The organism is Ensifer sp. Root278, from assembly GCF_001429285.1.
Classification (GTDB): domain Bacteria; phylum Pseudomonadota; class Alphaproteobacteria; order Rhizobiales; family Rhizobiaceae; genus Ensifer.
In genome coordinates, this window is the sequence record NZ_LMJJ01000001.1 from 30,906 (window position 1) to 50,233 (window position 19,328).

General features: G+C 62.3%; 17 protein-coding genes. 11 read left to right on the forward strand and 6 right to left on the reverse strand.

Annotated elements, in window-relative coordinates; translation table 11 throughout:
- Entirely contained in the window at positions 1-1,011 is a 1,011-nt protein-coding gene (locus tag ASE60_RS00160) for a type II secretion system F family protein (RefSeq protein WP_057247731.1), read from the forward strand.
- A 10-nt stretch (positions 1,012-1,021) separates the two neighbouring features.
- Complete coding sequence (locus ASE60_RS00165) at positions 1,022-2,005, forward strand: type II secretion system F family protein (protein WP_057247732.1); 984 nt, start codon at positions 1,022-1,024, stop codon at positions 2,003-2,005.
- A gap of 270 nt (positions 2,006-2,275) precedes the next feature.
- Here the strand turns inward: ASE60_RS00165 and ASE60_RS00170 are convergent, their stop codons facing one another.
- Positions 2,276-3,097 (reverse strand): tetratricopeptide repeat protein, encoded by an 822-nt coding sequence (locus ASE60_RS00170; protein ID WP_057247733.1) that lies wholly within the window; start codon positions 3,095-3,097, stop codon positions 2,276-2,278.
- 131 nt (positions 3,098-3,228) lie between these two features.
- On the opposite strand from ASE60_RS00170, the gene ASE60_RS00175 reads away from it, so the two are divergent.
- The 3 genes from ASE60_RS00175 (at position 3,229) to ASE60_RS00185 (ending at position 5,922) form a co-directional block, all read left to right on the forward strand.
- The gene (locus ASE60_RS00175) at positions 3,229-4,620 is read left to right on the forward strand and encodes a M17 family metallopeptidase (RefSeq protein ID WP_057247734.1); all 1,392 of its coding nucleotides are present in this window, start codon (positions 3,229-3,231) and stop codon (positions 4,618-4,620) included.
- 87 nt (positions 4,621-4,707) lie between these two features.
- On the forward strand, positions 4,708-5,058 hold the full coding sequence (locus ASE60_RS00180) for a MarR family winged helix-turn-helix transcriptional regulator (RefSeq protein ID WP_057248220.1): 351 nt from the start codon (positions 4,708-4,710) through the stop codon (positions 5,056-5,058).
- Positions 5,059-5,067: 9 nt separating this feature from the next.
- Positions 5,068-5,922: an NlpC/P60 family protein gene (locus ASE60_RS00185; RefSeq protein WP_057247735.1), complete on the forward strand. Its 855-nt coding sequence runs from the start codon at positions 5,068-5,070 to the stop codon at positions 5,920-5,922.
- Positions 5,923-5,973: 51 nt separating this feature from the next.
- Here ASE60_RS00185 and ASE60_RS00190 read toward each other — a convergent pair whose 3' ends face one another.
- The 5 genes from ASE60_RS00190 to ASE60_RS00210 all read right to left on the reverse strand — a co-directional run bounded on the left by ASE60_RS00190 (position 5,974) and on the right by ASE60_RS00210 (position 12,818).
- Positions 5,974-6,933 carry a glyoxylate/hydroxypyruvate reductase A gene (locus ASE60_RS00190; RefSeq protein WP_057247736.1) on the reverse strand — a complete coding sequence of 320 codons (960 nt, stop codon included), beginning with the start codon at positions 6,931-6,933 and terminating at the stop codon, positions 5,974-5,976.
- Positions 6,934-6,943: 10 nt separating this feature from the next.
- Positions 6,944-8,572, reverse strand: a complete 1,629-nt coding sequence (locus tag ASE60_RS00195; protein ID WP_057248221.1) for an ABC transporter ATP-binding protein — start codon at positions 8,570-8,572, stop codon at positions 6,944-6,946.
- Between the two features lie 8 nt (positions 8,573-8,580).
- Positions 8,581-9,726, reverse strand: coding sequence for an ABC transporter permease (locus ASE60_RS00200; protein ID WP_057247737.1), 1,146 nt, complete (start codon positions 9,724-9,726; stop codon positions 8,581-8,583).
- On the reverse strand, positions 9,726-10,808 hold the full coding sequence (locus tag ASE60_RS00205) for a microcin C ABC transporter permease YejB (protein WP_057247738.1): 1,083 nt from the start codon (positions 10,806-10,808) through the stop codon (positions 9,726-9,728). Before ASE60_RS00205 ends, ASE60_RS00200 begins: the two co-directional genes overlap by 1 nt.
- A gap of 177 nt (positions 10,809-10,985) precedes the next feature.
- The gene (locus ASE60_RS00210; RefSeq protein WP_244495496.1) at positions 10,986-12,818 is read right to left on the reverse strand and encodes an extracellular solute-binding protein; all 1,833 of its coding nucleotides are present in this window, start codon (positions 12,816-12,818) and stop codon (positions 10,986-10,988) included.
- Between the two features lie 238 nt (positions 12,819-13,056).
- On the opposite strand from ASE60_RS00210, the gene mepA reads away from it, so the two are divergent.
- The 6 genes from mepA to ASE60_RS00240 all read left to right on the forward strand — a co-directional run bounded on the left by mepA (position 13,057) and on the right by ASE60_RS00240 (position 19,298).
- Complete coding sequence (gene mepA / locus ASE60_RS00215) at positions 13,057-14,127, forward strand: penicillin-insensitive murein endopeptidase (protein ID WP_057247740.1); 1,071 nt, start codon at positions 13,057-13,059, stop codon at positions 14,125-14,127.
- 103 nt (positions 14,128-14,230) lie between these two features.
- Positions 14,231-14,614 (forward strand): methylglyoxal synthase, encoded by a 384-nt coding sequence (locus ASE60_RS00220; RefSeq protein ID WP_057247741.1) that lies wholly within the window; start codon positions 14,231-14,233, stop codon positions 14,612-14,614.
- 120 nt (positions 14,615-14,734) lie between these two features.
- Complete coding sequence (locus ASE60_RS00225; RefSeq protein ID WP_057248222.1) at positions 14,735-15,754, forward strand: glucokinase; 1,020 nt, start codon at positions 14,735-14,737, stop codon at positions 15,752-15,754.
- A gap of 112 nt (positions 15,755-15,866) precedes the next feature.
- Positions 15,867-17,684, forward strand: a complete 1,818-nt coding sequence (locus ASE60_RS00230; protein ID WP_057247742.1) for an ABC transporter ATP-binding protein — start codon at positions 15,867-15,869, stop codon at positions 17,682-17,684.
- A 125-nt stretch (positions 17,685-17,809) separates the two neighbouring features.
- Complete coding sequence (gene dapB, locus ASE60_RS00235; RefSeq protein ID WP_057247743.1) at positions 17,810-18,628, forward strand: 4-hydroxy-tetrahydrodipicolinate reductase; 819 nt, start codon at positions 17,810-17,812, stop codon at positions 18,626-18,628.
- 34 nt (positions 18,629-18,662) lie between these two features.
- The gene (locus tag ASE60_RS00240; RefSeq protein ID WP_057247744.1) at positions 18,663-19,298 is read left to right on the forward strand and encodes a 2,3-bisphosphoglycerate-dependent phosphoglycerate mutase; all 636 of its coding nucleotides are present in this window, start codon (positions 18,663-18,665) and stop codon (positions 19,296-19,298) included.
- Positions 19,299-19,328: the final 30 nt, after the last annotated feature.

Genomic DNA, 19,328 nt, shown 5'->3' on the forward strand with positions numbered 1-19,328 from the left:
ATGTTCGGCATAGACATCACCGTTCTGGCGCTGGCCGCCCTTGTCGCAATATCGGCGGCGGCGCTCGCCTACGGCCTTTTGTTCTCGCGTATCGAAAGCGAAAAGAAGGCGGAAGGCCGCGTGCGTAAGGTCAGCGCGGCTGAAACGGACCGCGCCAAGGTGAAGGCCGCGCGGGACCGCGTGAGCGAACTGTCGAAGCGGCGCAAGTCCGTGCAGGATTCGCTGAAGGAACTCGAGAAGAAGCAACAGGAGCGCTCGGCCAAGTCTTCCCCTTCGATGAAGGTGCGACTGACCCAGGCGGACCTCTCAGTTTCCTTGGGGCGCTTCTATCTGTTCAGCGCGCTTTTCGGCGCCTTCGCCTTTCTCGTCGCCCTGATCATGGGAGCCGGGCCCGCTATAGGCCTCGGCATAGCAGTGATCGCCGGCCTTGGCCTACCCCGTTGGTTTGTCGGCTTCCTGATCAAGCGACGCTGCAAGAAGTTCCTGGAGGAGTTTCCGAACGCTCTCGAGACCATGGTCCGCTCGATCAAATCGGGCCTTCCTCTCAATGACGCGCTCCGCCTCATTGCCGCCGACGCGCAGGAGCCGGTGAAGACGGAGTTTCGCCGCGTGGTGGAATCACAGCAGGTCGGGTTGAGCGTCACTGATGCCTGTGCCCGCATGATCAATAGCATTCCCTTGCCGGAGGTGAACTTCTTCGCGATCGTGATCGCCATTCAGGCGCAGGCGGGCGGCAACCTTTCCGAAGCCCTCGGCAACCTGTCGAAGGTTCTGCGCGAACGTAGGAAGATGAGGGCGAAGGTCAGCGCGATGTCGATGGAGGCCAAGGCGTCGGCGTGCATCATTGGTGCCCTGCCGTTCATCGTTGCTTTGCTGGTTTATCTGACGTCACCCGCATACATGATGGTCCTGTTCACCGACCCGCGCGGCCACTTGATTATCGGTCTCGGCCTCTTCTGGATGAGCGTAGGCATCATGGTGATGCGCAACATGATCAATTTCGATATCTGAGGGGGCATCGATGAGCACGGGCCTGATCAAGACACTGACCGATCCGAACGTTGTCCTGGCCGTTCTGGTTTCGCTCGCCGTGCTCGCGACTTTTTATTCGCTGATCGTGCCGTTCTTCGAACGGGGCGACCTCGGAAAGCGGATGAAGTCGGTTGCGAGCGAGCGGGAACAAATCCGAGCACGCGAACGGGCGCGGCTTGCTGATATGCAGGGCGGCAGGGCGAGCCTGCGTGGCCAAAACAACGCCTCCATTCGCCAGATCGTCGAACGGCTCAATCTGCGCACGGCGCTCGTGGATGACAAGACGGTCAACCGTTTGAAAATGGCCGGCTTTCGCTCACAGAATGCCCTCAATACCTTCCTGTTTGCGCGTTTCTGCCTGCCCTTCCTGTTTCTGCTCGTCGCCCTCGTCTACATCTTCGGGCTCGGCAACTTTGCCGAGAAACCGCTGATGGTACGTCTCTTCTTTGCGATCGGTTTCGCCTATCTGGGCTTCTACGCGCCGAACATTATCGTCGCCAATGCCGTCTCCAAGCGTCAGGCTTCCATTCGTCGCGCCTGGCCGGATGCACTCGACCTTCTCTTGATCTGTGTCGAATCGGGTGTGTCGATGGAACTTGCCATGCGGCGTGTCGCCGACGAAATCGCAGCCCAGTCGCAGCCATTGGCGGAAGAACTCGTGCTGACGACGGCAGAACTTTCCTTCCTGCCCGAGCGTCGCGCAGCACTTGAAAACCTCGGTCTTCGCACCGGCCTCGAAGAGGTCAGGTCGGTGGTCCAGGCACTCATCCAGGCGGACCGCTACGGCACCCCGATCGCCCAGGCCTTGCGCGTCCTTGCGCAGGAAAGCCGTGATCAGCGCATGAACGCGGCGGAGAAGAAAGCGGCGGCGCTGCCGCCGAAGCTGACGGTGCCGATGATCCTCTTCTTTCTGCCCGTGCTGGTTGCCGTCATCCTTGGACCCGCCGGCATTCAGGTGGCCGACAAGTTCTAGACCACCCTGCGTTCAGACGAACGCACGAACGACGCTCTGGAACCTTGATTCCAGAGCATCTTTTTCGCTTCCAGCGATTCCGCTCGACGCGGGATGCTCCAGCGAATTTCGGAGTGTAACTGAAAATCGTCGTCCGTTACGCCCACTGCTTAGGACAGTGTCGGCTTACGACGTCGCGCGGACTGATGCGCGCTTAAACGCATGCGTTTCTGAGGTGAAATACACCGGAGGAGGGGAGAGCCGCCTGACCGTGCCTCGCCTGCAAGGTGCTCAGTTGGTCTTCGCTTCGTCAGCCTTGGCCAACTGCTTCCACGCTCCCTGCTGGGAGAGCATCGAGCGCAGATAGGCGACGTTCGCTTCCGCCTGCTCGCTGGAAAGCTCCTGCCGGGCGATGGTCTCGGCCTCCTGAAAGCGGCCCTGAAGCCCGACGGCCAGCGCCAGGTTCTGGCGAACGCTGCTGTCAGCACCGGGCTGGGCCGCCGCCGATTTGAGATAGGTTTCGGCGGTGCGGAGATCCTTGGTCAGAAGATAGGACATGCCGAGATTGGAGAGCACCGACGGTTCGTTCGGCTTGAGTTCGAGCGCTTCGCGGTAGCGCGTGCGCGCCTCCTGCGGGCGTCCGAGTTGGTCGAGGATTGCGCCCTCGGCCGATTTCAGCTTCCAGTCCGGACGGTCCGGGGTCTGGGCGCGGCTGATCGTCGCCAGCGCCTGATCGAGCTGGCCGGCCGCGGCCTGCGCCTTGCCATAGGCGCCGAGCACTTCCCGGTCCGACGGATTGTTGATCGCGACCTGCTGCATGACCGCGAGGGCCTGCTCGTTGCGGCCGGTCATACGCAGGAGGTTGGCGTAGTTGAGCCCGGCTTCGCGATCCTTGGGGTTCTTTTCATAGGCCTGGCCAACGCTTTCGGCCGCCGCCGAAAGCTCGGTCGCGGTCATCGACTGAACCGGCGTCGACGTTCTCGAAATCGAGCCCGTGGTCAGCTCCTTCTTCGGCTGATTGGCGCAGCCTGCGAGCGAGAGCGCCACCAGCGCAATCGCCGCGCCCTGGAAGAAGTGAGCGACTTTCAACGGTGAAGTCGTGCGTTTGGCCATGAGTGTCCCCAGCATGCATTCGCGCACCTGAACTTCAGACAACACCGGCGCAACTTTCACTCCAGCAATAATCTGTTAACCCTAACGGAGCGTTAATGGCGCGATTCCATCTCTGTCAGCCGAGGACTTTCATGGCTCCCTATCAGTTCATCGAGCGGCCGTCGCCGTTCAACACCAGCGCCGGCAAGACCCTGCCGATCTTCGCGGTCACGCCGGCGCATATCGAGACGGGGACGATCGATCCGATCGCTTTGGACTGGGCGCGCAAGGCTGGCTTCACGGCCGAATCCGGCGCGGTGCTGTTGATCCCGTCCTCAGACGGCCATCTCGGCGGTGCGCTCTTCGGTCTCGGCAGCAACCCGTCGGAAGCGCCGTTTCTGGCCGGCAAGCTTGCGCGAGCACTGCCGGCAGGCAAGTGGCACATCGAAACCGCGCCGCTCACCGCCAACCGGCTGGCGCTCGGCTATGGCCTCGGTTCCTATCGCTTCGAGCGCTACAAATCCACCAAGGGCGAGCCGCCGACACTGCTGATCCCCGCCGACGCCGATGCGACCGATATCAAGCGGCAGCTCGCCGGCGTCTTCCTTGCGCGCGACCTGATCAACACGCCAACCAACGACATGGGTCCCGAGGCGCTCGAAGCGGCATTCCGCGCGCTTGCCGCCCACTACAAGGCCGATGTCTCGGTGATATCGGGCGAAGCGCTGCTGACGCAGAATTTCCCTCTGGTCCATACCGTTGGACGCGCCAGCGCCGAAGCTCCGCGCCTGCTTGAGCTGCGCTGGGGCAAGAAGGGCCACAAGAAGGTAACGCTGGTCGGCAAGGGCGTCTGCTTCGACACCGGCGGTCTCGACATCAAGCCGGCCGCCTCGATGCTCTTGATGAAGAAGGACATGGGCGGTGCCGCCAATGTCCTCGGCCTCGCGTTGATGATCATGGACGCCAAACTCAAGGTCGATCTGCGCGTCATCGTGCCGGTTGTCGAGAACTCGATCTCCGCCAATGCCTTCCGCCCCGGTGACATCTATCGCAGCCGCAAGGGGCTGACAGTTCAGATCGACAACACCGATGCCGAGGGCCGGCTGATCTTGGCCGATGCGCTCGCCTATGCCGACGAGGAGAAGACTGATCTTTTGGTCGACATGGCGACGCTCACCGGTGCCGCTCGCGTCGCGCTCGGCCCGGATCTACCGCCCTTCTTTACCGACGACGCCGACCTTGCCCATGATCTCTCGGAAGCAAGCCTCGAGGTCGACGATCCGATGTGGCGCATGCCGCTTTACAATGGCTACGACAAGGATGTCTCGGCACGGATCGCAGATCTCACCAATGCGCCGGCGGGTGGTATGGCCGGTTCAATCACTGCAGCGCTCTTCCTCCGGCGTTTCGTCACCAACACCAAGAGCTGGGTGCATTTCGACATCTTCGGATGGGCACAGTCCGAGCGGCCGCATTCGCCGGTTGGCGGCGAGGCGCAGGCGATCCGGGCGCTCTACCATCACGTCCAGAAGATGGCAAAATAGCCTATCGGAACGATTGGCAAGAAAGAAACGCTTGCGTAACGATCCGCCGCTATCGTGGCGGATCAGTTTCTTGCGCAGGAGCCGCCATTGCCGATCGAGCTTACGCCCTCCCAGGCCCTCGGGCTTTGGCATACGGTGTCGCTCGCCCAGGTGCGCGTCGACAGCCGCGACCTGACCCTGCGGCAGCTGGCGATCCTTCTGCACATCTACCTCGTGCCACCGCCCCACACGGTGCGCGGACTGGCGGCGACGCTTGGCGTTACCAAGCCGGTCATCACCCGCGCGCTCGATACCATGGGCGCTCTTGGTCTCGTGGACCGGGTGCGTGACGATATCGACCGGCGCAACGTGATCATCAAGCGCACCGTCGAAGGTGCGCTTTACCTTGAAAAACTCGGCGATCTGATCATTCTTCATGGTCGCAAATTGACCTTGTGAGTCTCAGCCATGTCGCAACTGCCGGACCGTCGTCTCAACGCCTATCGCAGCGATCTCGCCGAAATCGCGCTTCGCGGCCAGGTCGAGGCGGAGCGTTATGTCGAGGGAGAGGTGGCGACGCTCGCCGTGCCGGTCGCGCCGCTCCGTGCCCGCCCGGACGCCGCCTGCGGCACGGACACCGAGGTGCTCTATGGCGAGGGCGTGCGGGTGCTTGATACGGCCGAGGGCTGGGCCTGGGTCAAAGCCGATCTCGACGGCTATGTCGGCTATCTGCCGGAGACGGCTCTTCTGCGGCAGACGACCGTTCCGACCCATATCGTCACCGTGCCGCGCACATTCGTCTACAACGGTGCCGACCTCAAGTTTCCGCATGCCCTCGCTCTCTCGATGGGAAGCCGTGTCGCGGTCATCGGCGAGGCGGAAACGCGTGGCACGCGCTACTTCCTGCTTGAGGGCGGCCGCGCGATCGTCGCCAATCATTGTGCGCCCGTTGGCCACGCCGTCAGCGCCGACTACGTCGCCGTCGCCACCCGCTTCCTGGAGACGCCCTATCTGTGGGGCGGCCGCTCCGGCTTCGGCATCGATTGCTCAGGCCTCGTCCAGACGTCGATGTTGATGGCAGGCCGTGTAGTCGAGCGCGATTCCGACATGCAGGCGGCTCGACTCGGGATGCCGATCTCTCGTGAAGAGTTGCGGCGCGGCGATCTCGTGTTCTGGAAGGGCCATGTCGCGATCATGGAAGACGAACGCACGCTGGTCCATGCCAACGGCCACACCATGTCGGTCGCGCATGAAGGATTGGAAGAGGCGATCGCTCGCATTGGCTGGCTCTACGACCAGCCGACCGGCTATCGACGGCCCTGAAGCAAGCCACGTGCAGGCGGGTTGATTCCGCCGCACCTCGCTTCCGCTAAATCAATAGCCGGCTACTTTGTCGACCACGTGTTCGAGCGATTGACCGCTTTCGAAGCGGGCGATCTGCTGCTCGACATGGCGGAACAACGCCTTGACGTCGGAGGATGCCGCCACATGCGGTGTGACATACACGTTCGGCATGGTCCAGAAGCGGCTGTCGCTGGCAAGCGGTTCCTCTTCGAAGACATCGAGCGAGGCGCCGCCGAGCACGCCATTGTCGAGTGCCTGAACGATATCGGCTTCGACCTGGCTGCCGCCACGGCCGGCATTGATGAAAACAGGCGCACCGAACGGGCCGTTGCGGCTGAGCTTGGCAAACAGGCGCAGATTGAAGATGCCGCGCGTGTCCGGCGTCAGCGGCAGCAGACCGACGAGGAAATCCGTGCGCGCCAGGAACGTGTCGAGCTCGCTGCCGCCGAAGGTCTCGATGCCTGCGACGTCTCGCTTGCTGCGCGACCAGCCGACGACCTTGAAGCCCATGGTGGAGAGCTTGCGGGCGGCGTCCTGGCCAAGCACGCCCATGCCCATGATGCCGACCGTGATGTCTGCGGCTTCCGGCTGGGTCAGATCGCGCCATTCGCGCTTCGCCGCTAGCGCCTCATAGGCGCGGTGCTGGCGCAGATGCAGAAGACATTGCATGACGACCCACTCGCTCATGCGCGTCGTCAGCGTCTGATCGACGAAGCGCACGAGCGGCACCTCGGGAAGCCCGGGAAGCGTCAGCACGTGATCGACGCCGGCGCCGCCGGAGAAGACCACCTTGAGATCCGGCGCCCGCTCGAAGAGATCCGGCGCCGATTTCCACACCACTGCATAGTCGATCCCCGAGAGATCGCGGTTGTGGTGCACGACGTCGGCGCGATTGATCACCTCGCGATCGGGAAAGGCGCCGCGAAGAGCCGCCTCGACCTCCTCCGGAATGAACTTCAGATCGACGATGACGGGGCTCTTTGCGGACATTGCGGGCACTCTACTGGCGGATCGCGGTGAGATTGACGGCTTCGAGGTTGAAGGCCGCTGCCATCAGCGCCTTCGTGTAATCTTCGCTCGGCGCATTGAAGATGCGCTCGGCCGGCCCCTGTTCCACCACCTTGCCCAGGCGCATCACGATCATCTCGTTGGCAAGCGCCCGCACGACCTTCAGGTCATGGCTGATGAACAGATAGGCGAGATCGTGTTTGCTCTGCAGGTCGCGCAAGAGATCGACCACCTGCGCCTGCACGCTCATGTCGAGCGCCGAGGTTGGTTCGTCGAGCATGACGAATTGCGGCTTCAGCACCATGGCACGCGCAATGGCAATGCGCTGCCGCTGGCCGCCGGAGAACTCGTGCGGATAGCGCCAACGGGTCGAGGGGTCGAGGCCGACCTCTTCGAGAGCGGCGGCGACGCGGGCGTCGCGATCGTTCTCCGAAAGCGAACGTTCATGGATCTTCAGGCCTTCGGCGATGATATCGGCCACCGACATGCGCGGGCTGAGCGAGCCATAGGGGTCCTGGAAAACGATCTGCATCCGGTTTCGAAGCGGCCGCATTTCGTTGAAGCTGTAGCGGTCGATGTCCTTGCCGATAAAGGCGATGCGGCCCTTCGACGAGATGAGCCGCGTCAGCGCCAGGCCGAGCGTCGTCTTGCCGGAACCGGATTCGCCGACGACCCCGAGCGTCTGGCCGGCGCGCAGCTTCAGGTCGATGCCGTCGACGGCCTTCACATGGTCGACCACCTTGCGCAGAAAGCCGGCCTTGATCGGGAACCAGACCTTCATGTCGGAGGCTTCCATCACGATCGGCTTCGACGCGTCTGATGGCGGTGGGTTTCCCTTCGGCTCGGAGGCGAGCAGATGGCGGGTATAGGCGTGCTGCGGATTGGCGAAGATCTCGGCGGTCGGCCCGGTCTCGACGATCTTGCCCTTGGTCATCACGCAGACCCGGTCGGCGATCTTGCGCACGATGCCGAGGTCGTGGGTGATGAACAGCATCGACATGCCGTGTTCGTCCTTGAGTGTCTTCAGAAGCTCGAGGATCTGCGCCTGCACCGTGACGTCGAGCGCCGTTGTCGGTTCGTCGGCGATCAAAAGCTCGGGCCGGTTGGCCAGCGCCATGGCGATCATGACGCGCTGGCGCTGGCCACCGGAGAGCTCGTGCGGATAGGCGCTGAGGCGCTTCTCCGGCTCGCGGATACCGACCTGATTGAGAAGCTCGAGAATGCGGGTGCGCGCAGCGGCTCCTTCGAGCCCCTGGTGCAGTTCGAGGATCTCGCCGATCTGCCGCTCGATCGAATGCAGCGGGTTGAGCGAGGTCATCGGCTCCTGGAAGATCATGGTGATGTCGTTGCCGCGCACGTTGCGCAGCTCCGCATCGCCGGCCTTCAACAGGTCCTTGCCGTTGAAGACGATCTCGCCGCTCGGGTGGCTGGCCGAAGGATAGGGCAGAAGTTTCAGGATCGAATTGGCCGAAACCGACTTGCCGGACCCGGATTCGCCGACAAGCGCCACGGTTTCCCCGCGCTTGATCTCGAAGGAGATGTGGTCGACGGCGATCGAGGTGTTGCCGCCCTGGTGAAAGGCGACCGAGAGGTCGCGGACGGAGAGGATGGGATCTGTCATCGTCGCGCTCACCGGAATGTCTTTCTCGGATCGAAGGCATCGCGCGTTGCTTCACCGACGAAGATCAGCAGCGATAGCATCAGCGACATGACGCAGAAGGCCGTCAGTCCGAGCCAGGGCGCCTGCAGGTTGGATTTGCCCTGCGCGATCATCTCGCCGAGCGAAGGCGAGCCCGGCGGCATGCCGAAACCGAGGAAGTCGAGCGATGTCAGCGTCGTGATCGAGCCGGAGAGGATGAAGGGCAGGAAGGTCAGCGTTGCGACCATCGCGTTCGGCAGCAGGTGGCGATACATGATCGTGCCGTTGCCGACGCCGAGCGCGCGCGCCGCATTCACATACTCGAAATTGCGCGCCCTTAGGAACTCGGCGCGCACGACGCCGACGAAGCCGACCCAGGAAAACAAGAGCATGATGCCGAGCAGGATGAAGAAGCCCGGCGGCAGGATCGCTGCAATGATTAACAGGATGTAAAGCACCGGCATCGACGACCAGATCTCGATGAAGCGTTGCATCAGGAGATCGGTCCAGCCGCCGAAATAGCCCTGGACAGCGCCCGCGGTCACGCCGATCACCGCCGAGGCAATGGTCAGCGTCAGGCCGAACAGCACCGAGAGACGGAAGCCGTAGATCATCCGCGCAAACACGTCGCGGGCCTGGTCGTCGGTGCCGAGCCAGTTGAGATTGCCGACGATACAGTTGCGGTCGTTGAGCCCCTCCGGGTAGGCGGAGCAGCGCTCCTCCTTGTCCATCAGCCAGAAGGGTTTGGTGGGCGCCGAATGTGGGATGTTGGAATTGACGGTCTGATAGGAATAGCGGACCGGCGGCCAGATCATCCAGCCATTGGCCTCGATTTCGTCGCGGATGAAGTCGGAGCGGTAGTCGGTCTCGGCAAGGAAGCCGCCGAACTTTTCCTCCGGGTAATCGATGACAACAGGGAAGAGAAGCTCGCCCTTGTAGGAGGCGACAATGGGCCTGTCGTTGGCGATGAATTCGCCAACAAGGCTGAGGCCGAAAAGCGCAAGGAAGATCCAGAGCGACCAGTAGCCGCGTCGGTTCGCCCTAAAATTCTGCCAGCGCCGCTGGTTGACCGGAGACAGCCAGCCGCGCGGGGGCACCGCCACGCGGCTTGTCGGGGAGGTCGTCACGTCCACCATCAGACGTCCCTCCGCTCGAAGTCGATGCGCGGATCGACCCAGGTGTAGATGAGGTCTGACAGCAGGCTGACGAGCAGACCCATCAGCGAGAAGATGAAGAGCGTTGCAAAGACGATCGGGTAGTCACGCTTGACGACCGAATCATAACCGAGGCGACCGAGGCCATCGAGCGAGAAGATGTACTCGATCAGCAGCGACCCGGTGAAGAAGGCCGAGATGAAGGCGCCCGGGAAGCCGGCGATGATGATCAGCATGGCGTTACGGAACACGTGGCCGTAGAGCACCTGGCGATCGTTGAGACCCTTCGCCCGCGCCGTCGTCACATATTGCTTCTTGATCTCGTCGATGAAGGAATTCTTGGTGAGCAGCGTGGTGGTCGCAAATGCCGAAAGCAGCAGCGTGATCAGCGGCAGGGTCATGTGCCAGATGTAGTCGAGTGGCTTCTGCCACCAGGGCAGTTGCCAGAAATTGTCGGAGACAATGCCGCGGAGCGGGAACCAGTCGAAGAACGACCCGCCGGCGAAGATGACGATCAAGAGGATGCCGAACAGGAAGCTCGGCACGGCATAGCCGATGACGATGATGCCGGAGGTCCAGACGTCGAAGGCCGAGCCGTCGGAAACCGCCTTCTTGATGCCCAGCGGGATGGAGATTGCGTAGGAAAACAGCAGAATCCAGAGGCCGAGCGAGATCGAGACCGGCATCTTCTCCTTGATGAGATCGATGACCGAGGTGTTGCGGAAGAAGCTCTCGCCGAAGTCGAAGCGGATGTAATTCCACATCATCGTCGCGAAGCGCTCAAGCGGCGGCTTGTCGAAGCCGAATTGCTTCTCGAGCTTGGCGATGAATTCGGGATCAAGCCCTTGGGCACCGCGATAGCGCCCGCCTTCGTCGCCGCCGGCCTGCATCAGGTCGCCGCTGCTGCCGCTCAGGCGATCGGAGCCGCCAGCATTGGTGAGATCTGAAATCACCTGCTCGACCGGGCCGCCCGGCGCGAACTGTACGATGGCGAACGAGATCGCCATGATCCCGAAGATCGTCGGGATCATCAGAAGGAGGCGGCGCAGAATATAGGCACCCATCAGGCGAGCCTTTCGATCGACGTGTGGGCGATGGCCCGGACCGGCGAAGCGTCGGCATGCCGTCTATGGTGTCTCAATCCCTGTGTCTCCTTGCGGCTGTCAGGCCCGGATCGGGGCTTGTTTCAGTGATTCGTTTTTTTGCATTTGGAATCGAGACGCCATCCGAGTGCAAGGACTTCATTTGGGGGTAGCGTTTTTCGACCACCAGATCGACGGGAAGCCGATCGCATAGGTCGGGAGTTCGGCGGGGCGAGCAAATTTGTCCCAATAGGCGATGTTCATGTCGCGCTTGTAGTAAAGCGGCACGACGAAATTGTGGGCAAGGAGCACGCGGTCGAGCGCTTTCGTCGCCGCCACCAGCGTCTCGCGATCCTTGGCGAAAATGACCTTGTTGATCAGTGCATCGACACCCGGGTCGGCAATGCCGGCGTAGTTTCGCGAGCCCTGTTCCCCGGCGGAGCGCGAACCCCAATAGTCGAGCTGTTCGTTGCCGGGACTCAGCGTCTGTGCCCAGACGATCCAGGTCATGTCGTAGTCGAAAGCGCGCGTGCGATTGGTGTACTGCGAAGCGTCGACGGTGCGCACACGCGCGTCGATACCGATCTTCTTCAGGTTCTGGGCATAGGGAAGCGCGACGCGCTCGAGCGTGGCGCTGCTGAGCAGGATCTCGAATGAGAAGGGCTTGCCCGTCTTCGCCTCGACCATCCGATTGCCCTTGAGCTCGAAGCCGGCCTCCTTTAGCAGAGCGATCGCCTGGCGAAGGTTGTCGCGTCCCGCCTGTGGCGTGCCGCCCACCGGGTTCTTGTAGGGTGTCGTGAAGACTTCCGACGGCACCTTGTCCTTCACTTCGTCAAGGATCGCCAATTCAGCGCCCTGCGGCAGGGCCGACGAGGCGAGATCCGTATTCCAGAAGTAACTGTCGATCCGCGTGTACTGGTTGTAGAACACCGTGCGGTTCATTTCCTCGAAGTCGAGGGCATAGTTCAGCGCCTCGCGCACCTTTTCGTCATTGAAGGGCGGCCGGCGCATGTTCGGGACCAGAGCCTGCATGATGCCGGTGGCCCTCAGCGGATTGGGTAGGCTCTCGCGCTTGACGCGACCGTCCTTCACTGCCGGAAAATCATAAGCGGTTGCCCAGCGCGCCGCGATGTTTTCAAGCCAGTAATCACTGTTTCCCGAACGAAACGCCTCGAACTCGACATCCCGGTCACCGAAGAAGGTATAGCTGATCGAGCCGAAATTGTTCTGCCCGACATTGACGTTCAGCGACTTGCCCCAGTAGTCGTCCCTGAGCTCGTAGCGAATGGACGAGCCGGCCGAAAATGCGGCGATCTTGTAGGGGCCGGATCCCATCACCGGCTCAAGCGTCGTCTTGTTGATGTCGCGCGGCTTGCCGTCCGTTCCTTGGCCCTCCCACCAGTGCTTCGGCAGGATCTGCAGCTGGCCGAGGATGTGGGGCAGCTCGCGGTTGTTCTTCTCATCGAAATGGAAGGTGACGTCGCGTTCGCCGGTCTTTTCCGCCGAGGTCACATGCTTGTAGTAGTTGGCGTAGAGCGGATCGAGCTCTTTGCTCTTGTCGAAGCTGAAGATGACGTCTTCCGGCGTCACAGGCTTTCCATCCGCCCATTTGGCTTCCTGCCGCAGCCGGAAGGTTGCGGATGAAATGTCTTCTGGGAACGAAACGCCTTGGGCGAGCAGACCGTAAGCGGTCGAGATCTCGTCATCGGCGGATTTCAGCAGCGTGTCGAAGACGAGCGTCAGCCCGACTGCGGGTTGTCCCTTGTCGAGGACCGGGTTGAAGGTATCAAATGTTCCGGTGCTCGACAGTTTGACGTCGCCGCCCTTGGGCGCATCCGGATTGACATAGTCGTAATGGGCAAAATCGGGCTTGTACTTCAGTTCGCCGATGAGGGAGAGGCCGTGATGCCAGTCGGCATGGTCGGCGCGTGCTGCAGGAGGAAGGAGGAGAAGTGTCGCTGCCAGTAGCGACGCTGCGATTCCAGGTTTCACGGTCCTGCAGAAGTTTGGCATCCAGCCGGTACCCCTTATATTTCAATCTTCTTTTGCGAGAGCATAGGCGAAATCGGGGCAATTGACAGGCACTGCCGCAAATCAGGCAAAATTTTTGAGTCACATCCCGGTGATTCACAAGCGCGTGACGCGTAAGGCTGAGGCAAAGACGGGGCCTTAGGATCGGGGTTCGTCGGACAGGGAATGCCGCGAGTTGGCGCTGCTGTCCGCGAGACAAATGGGACGAAATTCAATGATTGCTCCACTTCGACGTTGCGGCTCGGCGTTTCTTGCGTTGCTGCTGGGAACAAGCCTTCTGATTGCCGACAACGCGGCGGCCGAGGATGTGCCGGCAAAGGCGCTGTTCGGTGCCAAGGCCCTGCCAGCCGAAATGGCCGCGAACCCCTATGGTTTCTACGCGAAGGGCTGCCTTGCCGGCGGTGTCGCCATCCCGACCGACGGGCCCACCTGGCAGGCGATGCGGCTGTCGCGTAACCGCCGCTGGGGTCACCCGCAGATGATCGCGCTGATCGAGCAGTTTTCGCACGATGCCGCCGAAAAGGTCGGCTGGCCCGGCCTGTTGCTTGGTGACATCTCGCAGCCGCGCGGCGGTCCGATGCTTTCCGGGCACGCGTCCCACCAGATCGGTCTTGACGCCGATATCTGGCTGACGCCGATGCCGCAGCGCACGCTCACCTATCGCGAGCGCGAGGATATTTCGGCGACCTCGATGCTGCAGAAGAACAAGTTCCTGACGGTTGATCGTTCCATTTGGACGCCAAAACACGCGCAGCTCATCATGCTGGCTGCCAGCTACCCGCAGGTGGAGCGCGTCTTTGTCAATCCGGCGATCAAGAAGAAGCTCTGCGACACCTGGACCGGGGACCGATCGGCGCTTGGCAAGGTCCGGCCGATCTACGGCCATGACTATCACTTCCACATCCGCATCAAATGCCCCGCGGGCGCAGCGAGCTGCAAGGACCAGGCGGCGGTGCCGGCCGGCGATGGCTGCGACAAGTCGCTGGCCTGGTGGTTTACCGACGAGCCCTGGGCAAAGCCGAAGAAAAAGCCGGGCGAAAAGCCGGTGAAGCCAAGGCTCACGACCATGGCCGACCTGCCGAAAGCCTGCGCACTCGTGTTGAACGGTCCGGCGCCTGCCTCGGAAGAGGCCGCCACGTTTGGCACGGCCTATCGGGCGGCGGCACCTGCCCCTGCGATACAGGGTATCGAGCAGGTGATCGGCGCTGCCGCCGGAGACGTTCCGCCGGCCGATATTCCGGTGCCGCTGGCCCGTCCGACCTTGCGATGATCATGAACGCGTGAGCGGGGTGGGCGGGCTTCAATCTTCCCATCGCCGCGGCGTTCATGTATAGGGCGATCAAATCGATTTAAAGATTGATGCGAGGCCCGACATGGCGGATCGGAAATGCATTGCCCTGATCGCTCACGATCAGAAGAAGGACGATCTTGCGGCTTTCGCCAAGGTGCATGAAGCGGTTTTGTCCCAATGGCGCATCGTTGCGACAGGCACGACAGGCGGCCGTGTCCTCGATGTCTGTCCGGGGCTCGATATCACGCGCCTGAAAAGCGGTCCGCTCGGCGGCGACCAGCAGATCGGCGCGATGATCGCCACCGGCGAGGTGCAGCTTCTGATCTTCTTCGTCGATCCTCTGACGGCAATGCCGCATGACGTGGACGTCAAGGCGCTGATGCGTCTCGCGATCGTCTACGACATTCCAATGGCCCTCAACCAGGCGACAGCCGAACGGTTGATCGACTTCAACCCAAAATCATAAACGTGATCGCTTCTCATGAATTAGGCGGCTGCGGGCGGAAAACCGGACACACTTTCCCTTATCCCGCTCTAGCTGATAGACAGCGATATACCTGCCACGACGATCAGGATGGATCTTGCGATGCCCGGCACCAGTGAAAACGCCTTCCCCTTTCCGATCCTGATCGGTGATATCGGTGGCACCAATGCCCGCTTTGCCCTGCTCCTCGATGCTTTTGCCGAGCCGAAGCAGCTGCCGCCGATCAAGACCGGCGATTTCGAAACGATCGAGGAGGCGATGCAGAAGAGCATCCTCGACAAGACCTCGGTGCAGCCGCGTTCGGCGATTCTGGCGGTGGCCGGTCCGATCCGGGGCGATGAAATTCCGCTCACCAATGCCGGCTGGGTGATCAGGCCGAAGGACATGCTCTCGAGCCTTGGCCTCGAGGACGTACTGATCATCAACGATTTCGAGGCACAGGCGCTCGCCGTGGCCGCGCCGGCGGACGAGGATCTCGTGCAGATCGGTGGCGGCAGTGTTCGTCCCCTGACGTCGCGTGTGGTCCTCGGCCCGGGCACGGGTCTCGGCGTCGGCGGACTGGTCTTTGCCCAGCACACCTGGATCCCGGTACCGGGCGAGGGTGGCCATGTCGACATCGGCCCGCGTAGCGAACGCGACTTTCAGATCTGGCCCTTCCTCGAGCCGATCGAAGGGCGCATGGCCGGCGAGCAGATCCTCTGCGGGCGCGGCATCATGAATCTCTATCGCGCCGTCTGTGCCGCCGATGGCGTGGACCCGGTGCTCATCGATCCGGCGGAAGTGACGACGCACGCTCTGGCCGAGAGCGACAGGGCGGCGATCGAGACGATCTCGCTGTTCTGCACCTATCTCGGCCGCGTTGCCGGTGACATGGCGCTAATTTTCATGGCTCGCGGCGGCGTGTTCCTGGCGGGTGGCATCTCGCAGAAGATCTTGCCGGCGCTTATGAAATCACCGTTCCGTGACGCCTTCGAAGACAAGGCGCCGCACTCGGCGCTGATGAAGACGATCCCGACCTTTGCCGTCATTCATCCGATGGCGGCGCTCTCCGGTCTGGCCGCTTTTGCCCGCACGCCGAGGGATTTCGGTGTTGCAACGGAGGGACGCCGCTGGAGAAGCTGAGCAGTCGGCGCGCGCAAAGACTCGCCAAAGCGATACCAAACTACTATAGAGCCCCGGGAAAGGTCGGGCCGGAAACCGGCTCGCCACATTGGGTCCAGGGAAGACGGGCTTTTTGAGCGCCAGCAATAGAAAACAGCACGCGGTCGATTCCGATACGATCAGCGGAATTCTGAAACGGGTCATTGCGGAAAACGGTCGCGACCACATTCGCGGCTATGTCTTTGCCATAGCCTGTCTGGCCGTCGTCGCTGCAACAACCGGTTTCACGGCCTCGATCATGGAGACCGTGATCAACGAGGCTTTCGCCAACAAGCGGGCAGATATCGTCCTGCTCGTCTGCGGCGCGATCCTCGCAGCCTTCATTCTGCGCGGCTTCGCCACCTACGGCCAGGCCGTTGCCCTGTCGAAGATCGGCAACAACATCGTCGCGCGTTACCAGCGCCGGCTCTACGCCCATCTGATGGCGCTGAGCGTAGGCTATTTTAACGAGACGCGGTCGGCACAGCTTGCAGCTCAGATAAGCCAGAATGTCAGCGGCATCCGCGACGTGCTCAACCTGACGGTCACGTCGATCGCCCGCGATCTCCTGACCCTGATCGGTCTTGTCGGCGTCATGTTCGCCAAGGACTGGCTGCTGTCGATCATCGTCTTCGTCGCGGCGCCGCCATTGCTGCTCGGCCTGCGCTACGTTTCCAGGCGCCTGCGTTCGGCAACGCGCGAATCGATCGAGGTCAATAGCCGCGTTCTCGGTGCGATGCAGGAAACGATCCAGGGCATTACCATCGTCAAGGCCTTCACCATGGAAGGCGAACTGCGCGGCAAGGTCGATGCGATCATCGATCGGGCCGAGAACCGGGCGAACCGCATTGCGCGGTTGAGCGAGCGCACGGCGCCGATGACCGAAACCTTCGCCGGCCTCGCGATTTCTGCTGTGCTTGCCTATTCCGCCTTCCGCGCGATCTATGCGGACGTGCCGCCCGGCGCCTTCTTCGCCTTCGTGGTGGCTCTTCTGATGGCCTATGATCCGGCCCGCCGACTGGCGCGGCTGCAGGTCTCGATGGAGCGTGCTGCCGTCAATGCCCGCATGGTCTACGAAATCCTCGACACCGTGCCGCATCAGCGCGACAAGGCGGACGCCAAGGAACTGACCTTCACGAGTGCCGCCGTCGAGCTGCGCGACGTCCGTTTCCAATACGCCAATGGCGACGAGGTTCTGAAAGGCGTCAGCTTCGTTGCAGAAGGCGGCAAGACGACGGCGCTCGTCGGCCCCTCCGGTGCCGGCAAGTCGACGGTCATCAGCCTCATCCCGCGGTTCTACGATCCGGCTTCCGGCCAGATCCTGATCGATGGGCAGGATATTGCCGACGTTACCAAGCAGTCGCTGCGCAAGAGCATCGCCTATGTGTCACAGCAACCCTACCTCTTCGAAGGATCGATCCGCGACAACATCCGCTACGGGCGCATCGATGCGACCGACGCGGAGATCGAGGAAGCCGCGCGGCTTGCCTATGCGCATGATTTCATTCTGGCGCAGCCGCAGGGATACGATACCCCGGTCGGCGAAAACGGCATGACGCTTTCCGGCGGCCAGCGCCAGCGGCTGTCCATCGCCCGTGCACTCGTGCGCAATGCGCCGATCCTGCTGCTCGACGAGGCCACCTCGGCGCTCGATACCGAATCGGAAGCCGCCGTGCAGAAGGCGCTCGATTACGCCATGAACGGCCGTACGGTGATCGTCATCGCGCATCGCCTTTCGACCGTCGTCAATGCCGACAAGATCATCGTCATGAAGGATGGTTCCGTCGTCGAGGAGGGCACGCATGCCGAGCTTGCACGGCGACCGGACGGTCTCTACGCTCGGCTTCACAATCTTCAGGGCCAGTCGCCTGAGGCCAAGGCGCCCGAAGCGCCGGCCGGCGCCGAAATCTAGAACATTTCCAGCAAAAGCGCGTAGCGGTTTTGCGTCCGGAAATGCGTAAGAACAATGAGATAGAGCGTTTCCCGACGCCGTTTTGACTGGGAACGCGCTAACAGCGGACGAGAAGGAAATCACCGATGGGCGAACCCGATATGAAGCTCGTGGTGGTGGGTGCTGCAGGCCGTATGGGCCAGACGCTGATACGCACGGTCCACGCGATGGACGGCGTGCGCCTGCATGCCGCCATCGAACGCCCGGGTTCTCCCTTCATCGGCCGTGACGCCGGCGAAGTGGCCGGTCTCGGGCCGATCGGCGTGCCGGTCACCGACCAGCCGCTCGAAGCGTTCGTCGAGGCGGAAGGCGTGCTTGATTTCACAGCACCCGCGGGCACCGTCGAGTTTGCCGGCCTTGCGGCCCAGGCCCGCATCGTCCATGTCATCGGGACCACCGGCTGCTCGGCCGACGACGAGGCGAAAATCCGTGCTGCTGCGCGTCACGCCCGGATCGTCAAGTCGGGCAATATGAGCCTCGGTGTGAACCTGCTCGGCGTGTTGACGGAAAAGGCGGCGCGTGCGCTCGGCCCCGCCAATTGGGATATCGAAATCCTCGAAATGCACCACAAGCACAAGGTCGATGCGCCCTCGGGCACCGCATTGCTTCTCGGCGAAGCGGCGGCGACGGGACGCGGCATCAGCCTTGCCGACAATTCGGTGCGCGTGCGTGACGGTCATACGGGCCCGCGTCCGGCCGGTACGATCGGCTTTGCGACGCTGCGCGGCGGCTCGGTCGTCGGCGAACACTCGGTCATTCTCGCCGGCGAAGGCGAGCAGGTGACGCTCTCGCACAGTGCCACGGATCGCTCGATCTTCGCGCGCGGCGCCGTCACGGCGGCGCTTTGGGCACGCAGCCAGAAACCCGGCTTCTATTCCATGCTCGACGTTCTCGGGCTCAACTGACCTTTCCACTCTCAAGTCTCAAGGGGAATTCGACATGAGCGGTACTCTCGTCCTCGTCCGGCATGGCCAGAGCGACTGGAACCTGAAGAACCTGTTTACCGGCTGGCGTGATCCGGACCTGACGGAACTCGGCGTCGCGGAAGCCAGGGCCGGCGGCAAGGCGCTTGCCGAATATGGCATCAAGTTCGACATCGCCTTCACCTCGGACCTCGTCCGTGCCCAGCGCACCTGCCAGTTCGTGCTCGACGCCGTCGGCCAGTCCTCGCTCGAAACGATCCGCGACCAGGCGCTCAACGAGCGCGACTACGGCGACCTCTCCGGCCTTAACAAGGACGACGCACGCGAGAAGTGGGGCGAAGAGCAGGTGCACATCTGGCGCCGCTCCTACGACGTGCCGCCTCCGGGCGGCGAAAGCCTGCGTGACACCGGTGCCCGCGTCTGGCCCTATTACCTGACCGAGATCCTGCCGCGCGTGCTGTCGGGCCAGAAGGTTCTGGTCGCCGCCCACGGCAACTCGCTGCGCTCGCTGGTCATGGTGCTCGATCGTTTGACCAAGGAAGAGATCCTGAAGCTCAACCTCGCGACCGGCGTGCCAATGGTCTACAAGCTCAAGGCCGACTCGACGGTCGCTTCCAAGGAAGTGCTGGGCGACATGTCCGGCGCCCACTGAGCGCTGACAAATATGGAAATGAAGAAGGGG

Bases quoted from the DNA above. Each gene is read 5' to 3' on its own strand.
- ASE60_RS00165 (WP_057247732.1), top strand. From the start codon at position 1,022: ATGAGCACGGGCCTGATCAAGACACTGACCGATCCGAACGTTGTCCTG.
- ASE60_RS00220 (WP_057247741.1), top strand. From the start codon at position 14,231: ATGGCGGATCGGAAATGCATTGCCCTGATCGCTCACGATCAGAAGAAG.
- ASE60_RS00200 (WP_057247737.1), bottom strand. From the start codon at position 9,726: ATGGTGGACGTGACGACCTCCCCGACAAGCCGCGTGGCGGTGCCCCCG.
- ASE60_RS00190 (WP_057247736.1), bottom strand. From the start codon at position 6,933: ATGTCCGCAAAGAGCCCCGTCATCGTCGATCTGAAGTTCATTCCGGAG.
- mepA (WP_057247740.1), top strand. From the start codon at position 13,057: ATGGGACGAAATTCAATGATTGCTCCACTTCGACGTTGCGGCTCGGCG.
- ASE60_RS00195 (WP_057248221.1), bottom strand. From the start codon at position 8,572: ATGACAGATCCCATCCTCTCCGTCCGCGACCTCTCGGTCGCCTTTCAC.
- ASE60_RS00185 (WP_057247735.1), top strand. From the start codon at position 5,068: ATGTCGCAACTGCCGGACCGTCGTCTCAACGCCTATCGCAGCGATCTC.
- ASE60_RS00225 (WP_057248222.1), top strand. From the start codon at position 14,735: ATGCCCGGCACCAGTGAAAACGCCTTCCCCTTTCCGATCCTGATCGGT.
- ASE60_RS00240 (WP_057247744.1), top strand. From the start codon at position 18,663: ATGAGCGGTACTCTCGTCCTCGTCCGGCATGGCCAGAGCGACTGGAAC.
- dapB (WP_057247743.1), top strand. From the start codon at position 17,810: ATGGGCGAACCCGATATGAAGCTCGTGGTGGTGGGTGCTGCAGGCCGT.
- ASE60_RS00205 (WP_057247738.1), bottom strand. From the start codon at position 10,808: ATGGGTGCCTATATTCTGCGCCGCCTCCTTCTGATGATCCCGACGATC.
- ASE60_RS00160 (WP_057247731.1), top strand. From the start codon at position 1: ATGTTCGGCATAGACATCACCGTTCTGGCGCTGGCCGCCCTTGTCGCA.
- ASE60_RS00175 (WP_057247734.1), top strand. From the start codon at position 3,229: ATGGCTCCCTATCAGTTCATCGAGCGGCCGTCGCCGTTCAACACCAGC.
- ASE60_RS00170 (WP_057247733.1), bottom strand. From the start codon at position 3,097: ATGGCCAAACGCACGACTTCACCGTTGAAAGTCGCTCACTTCTTCCAG.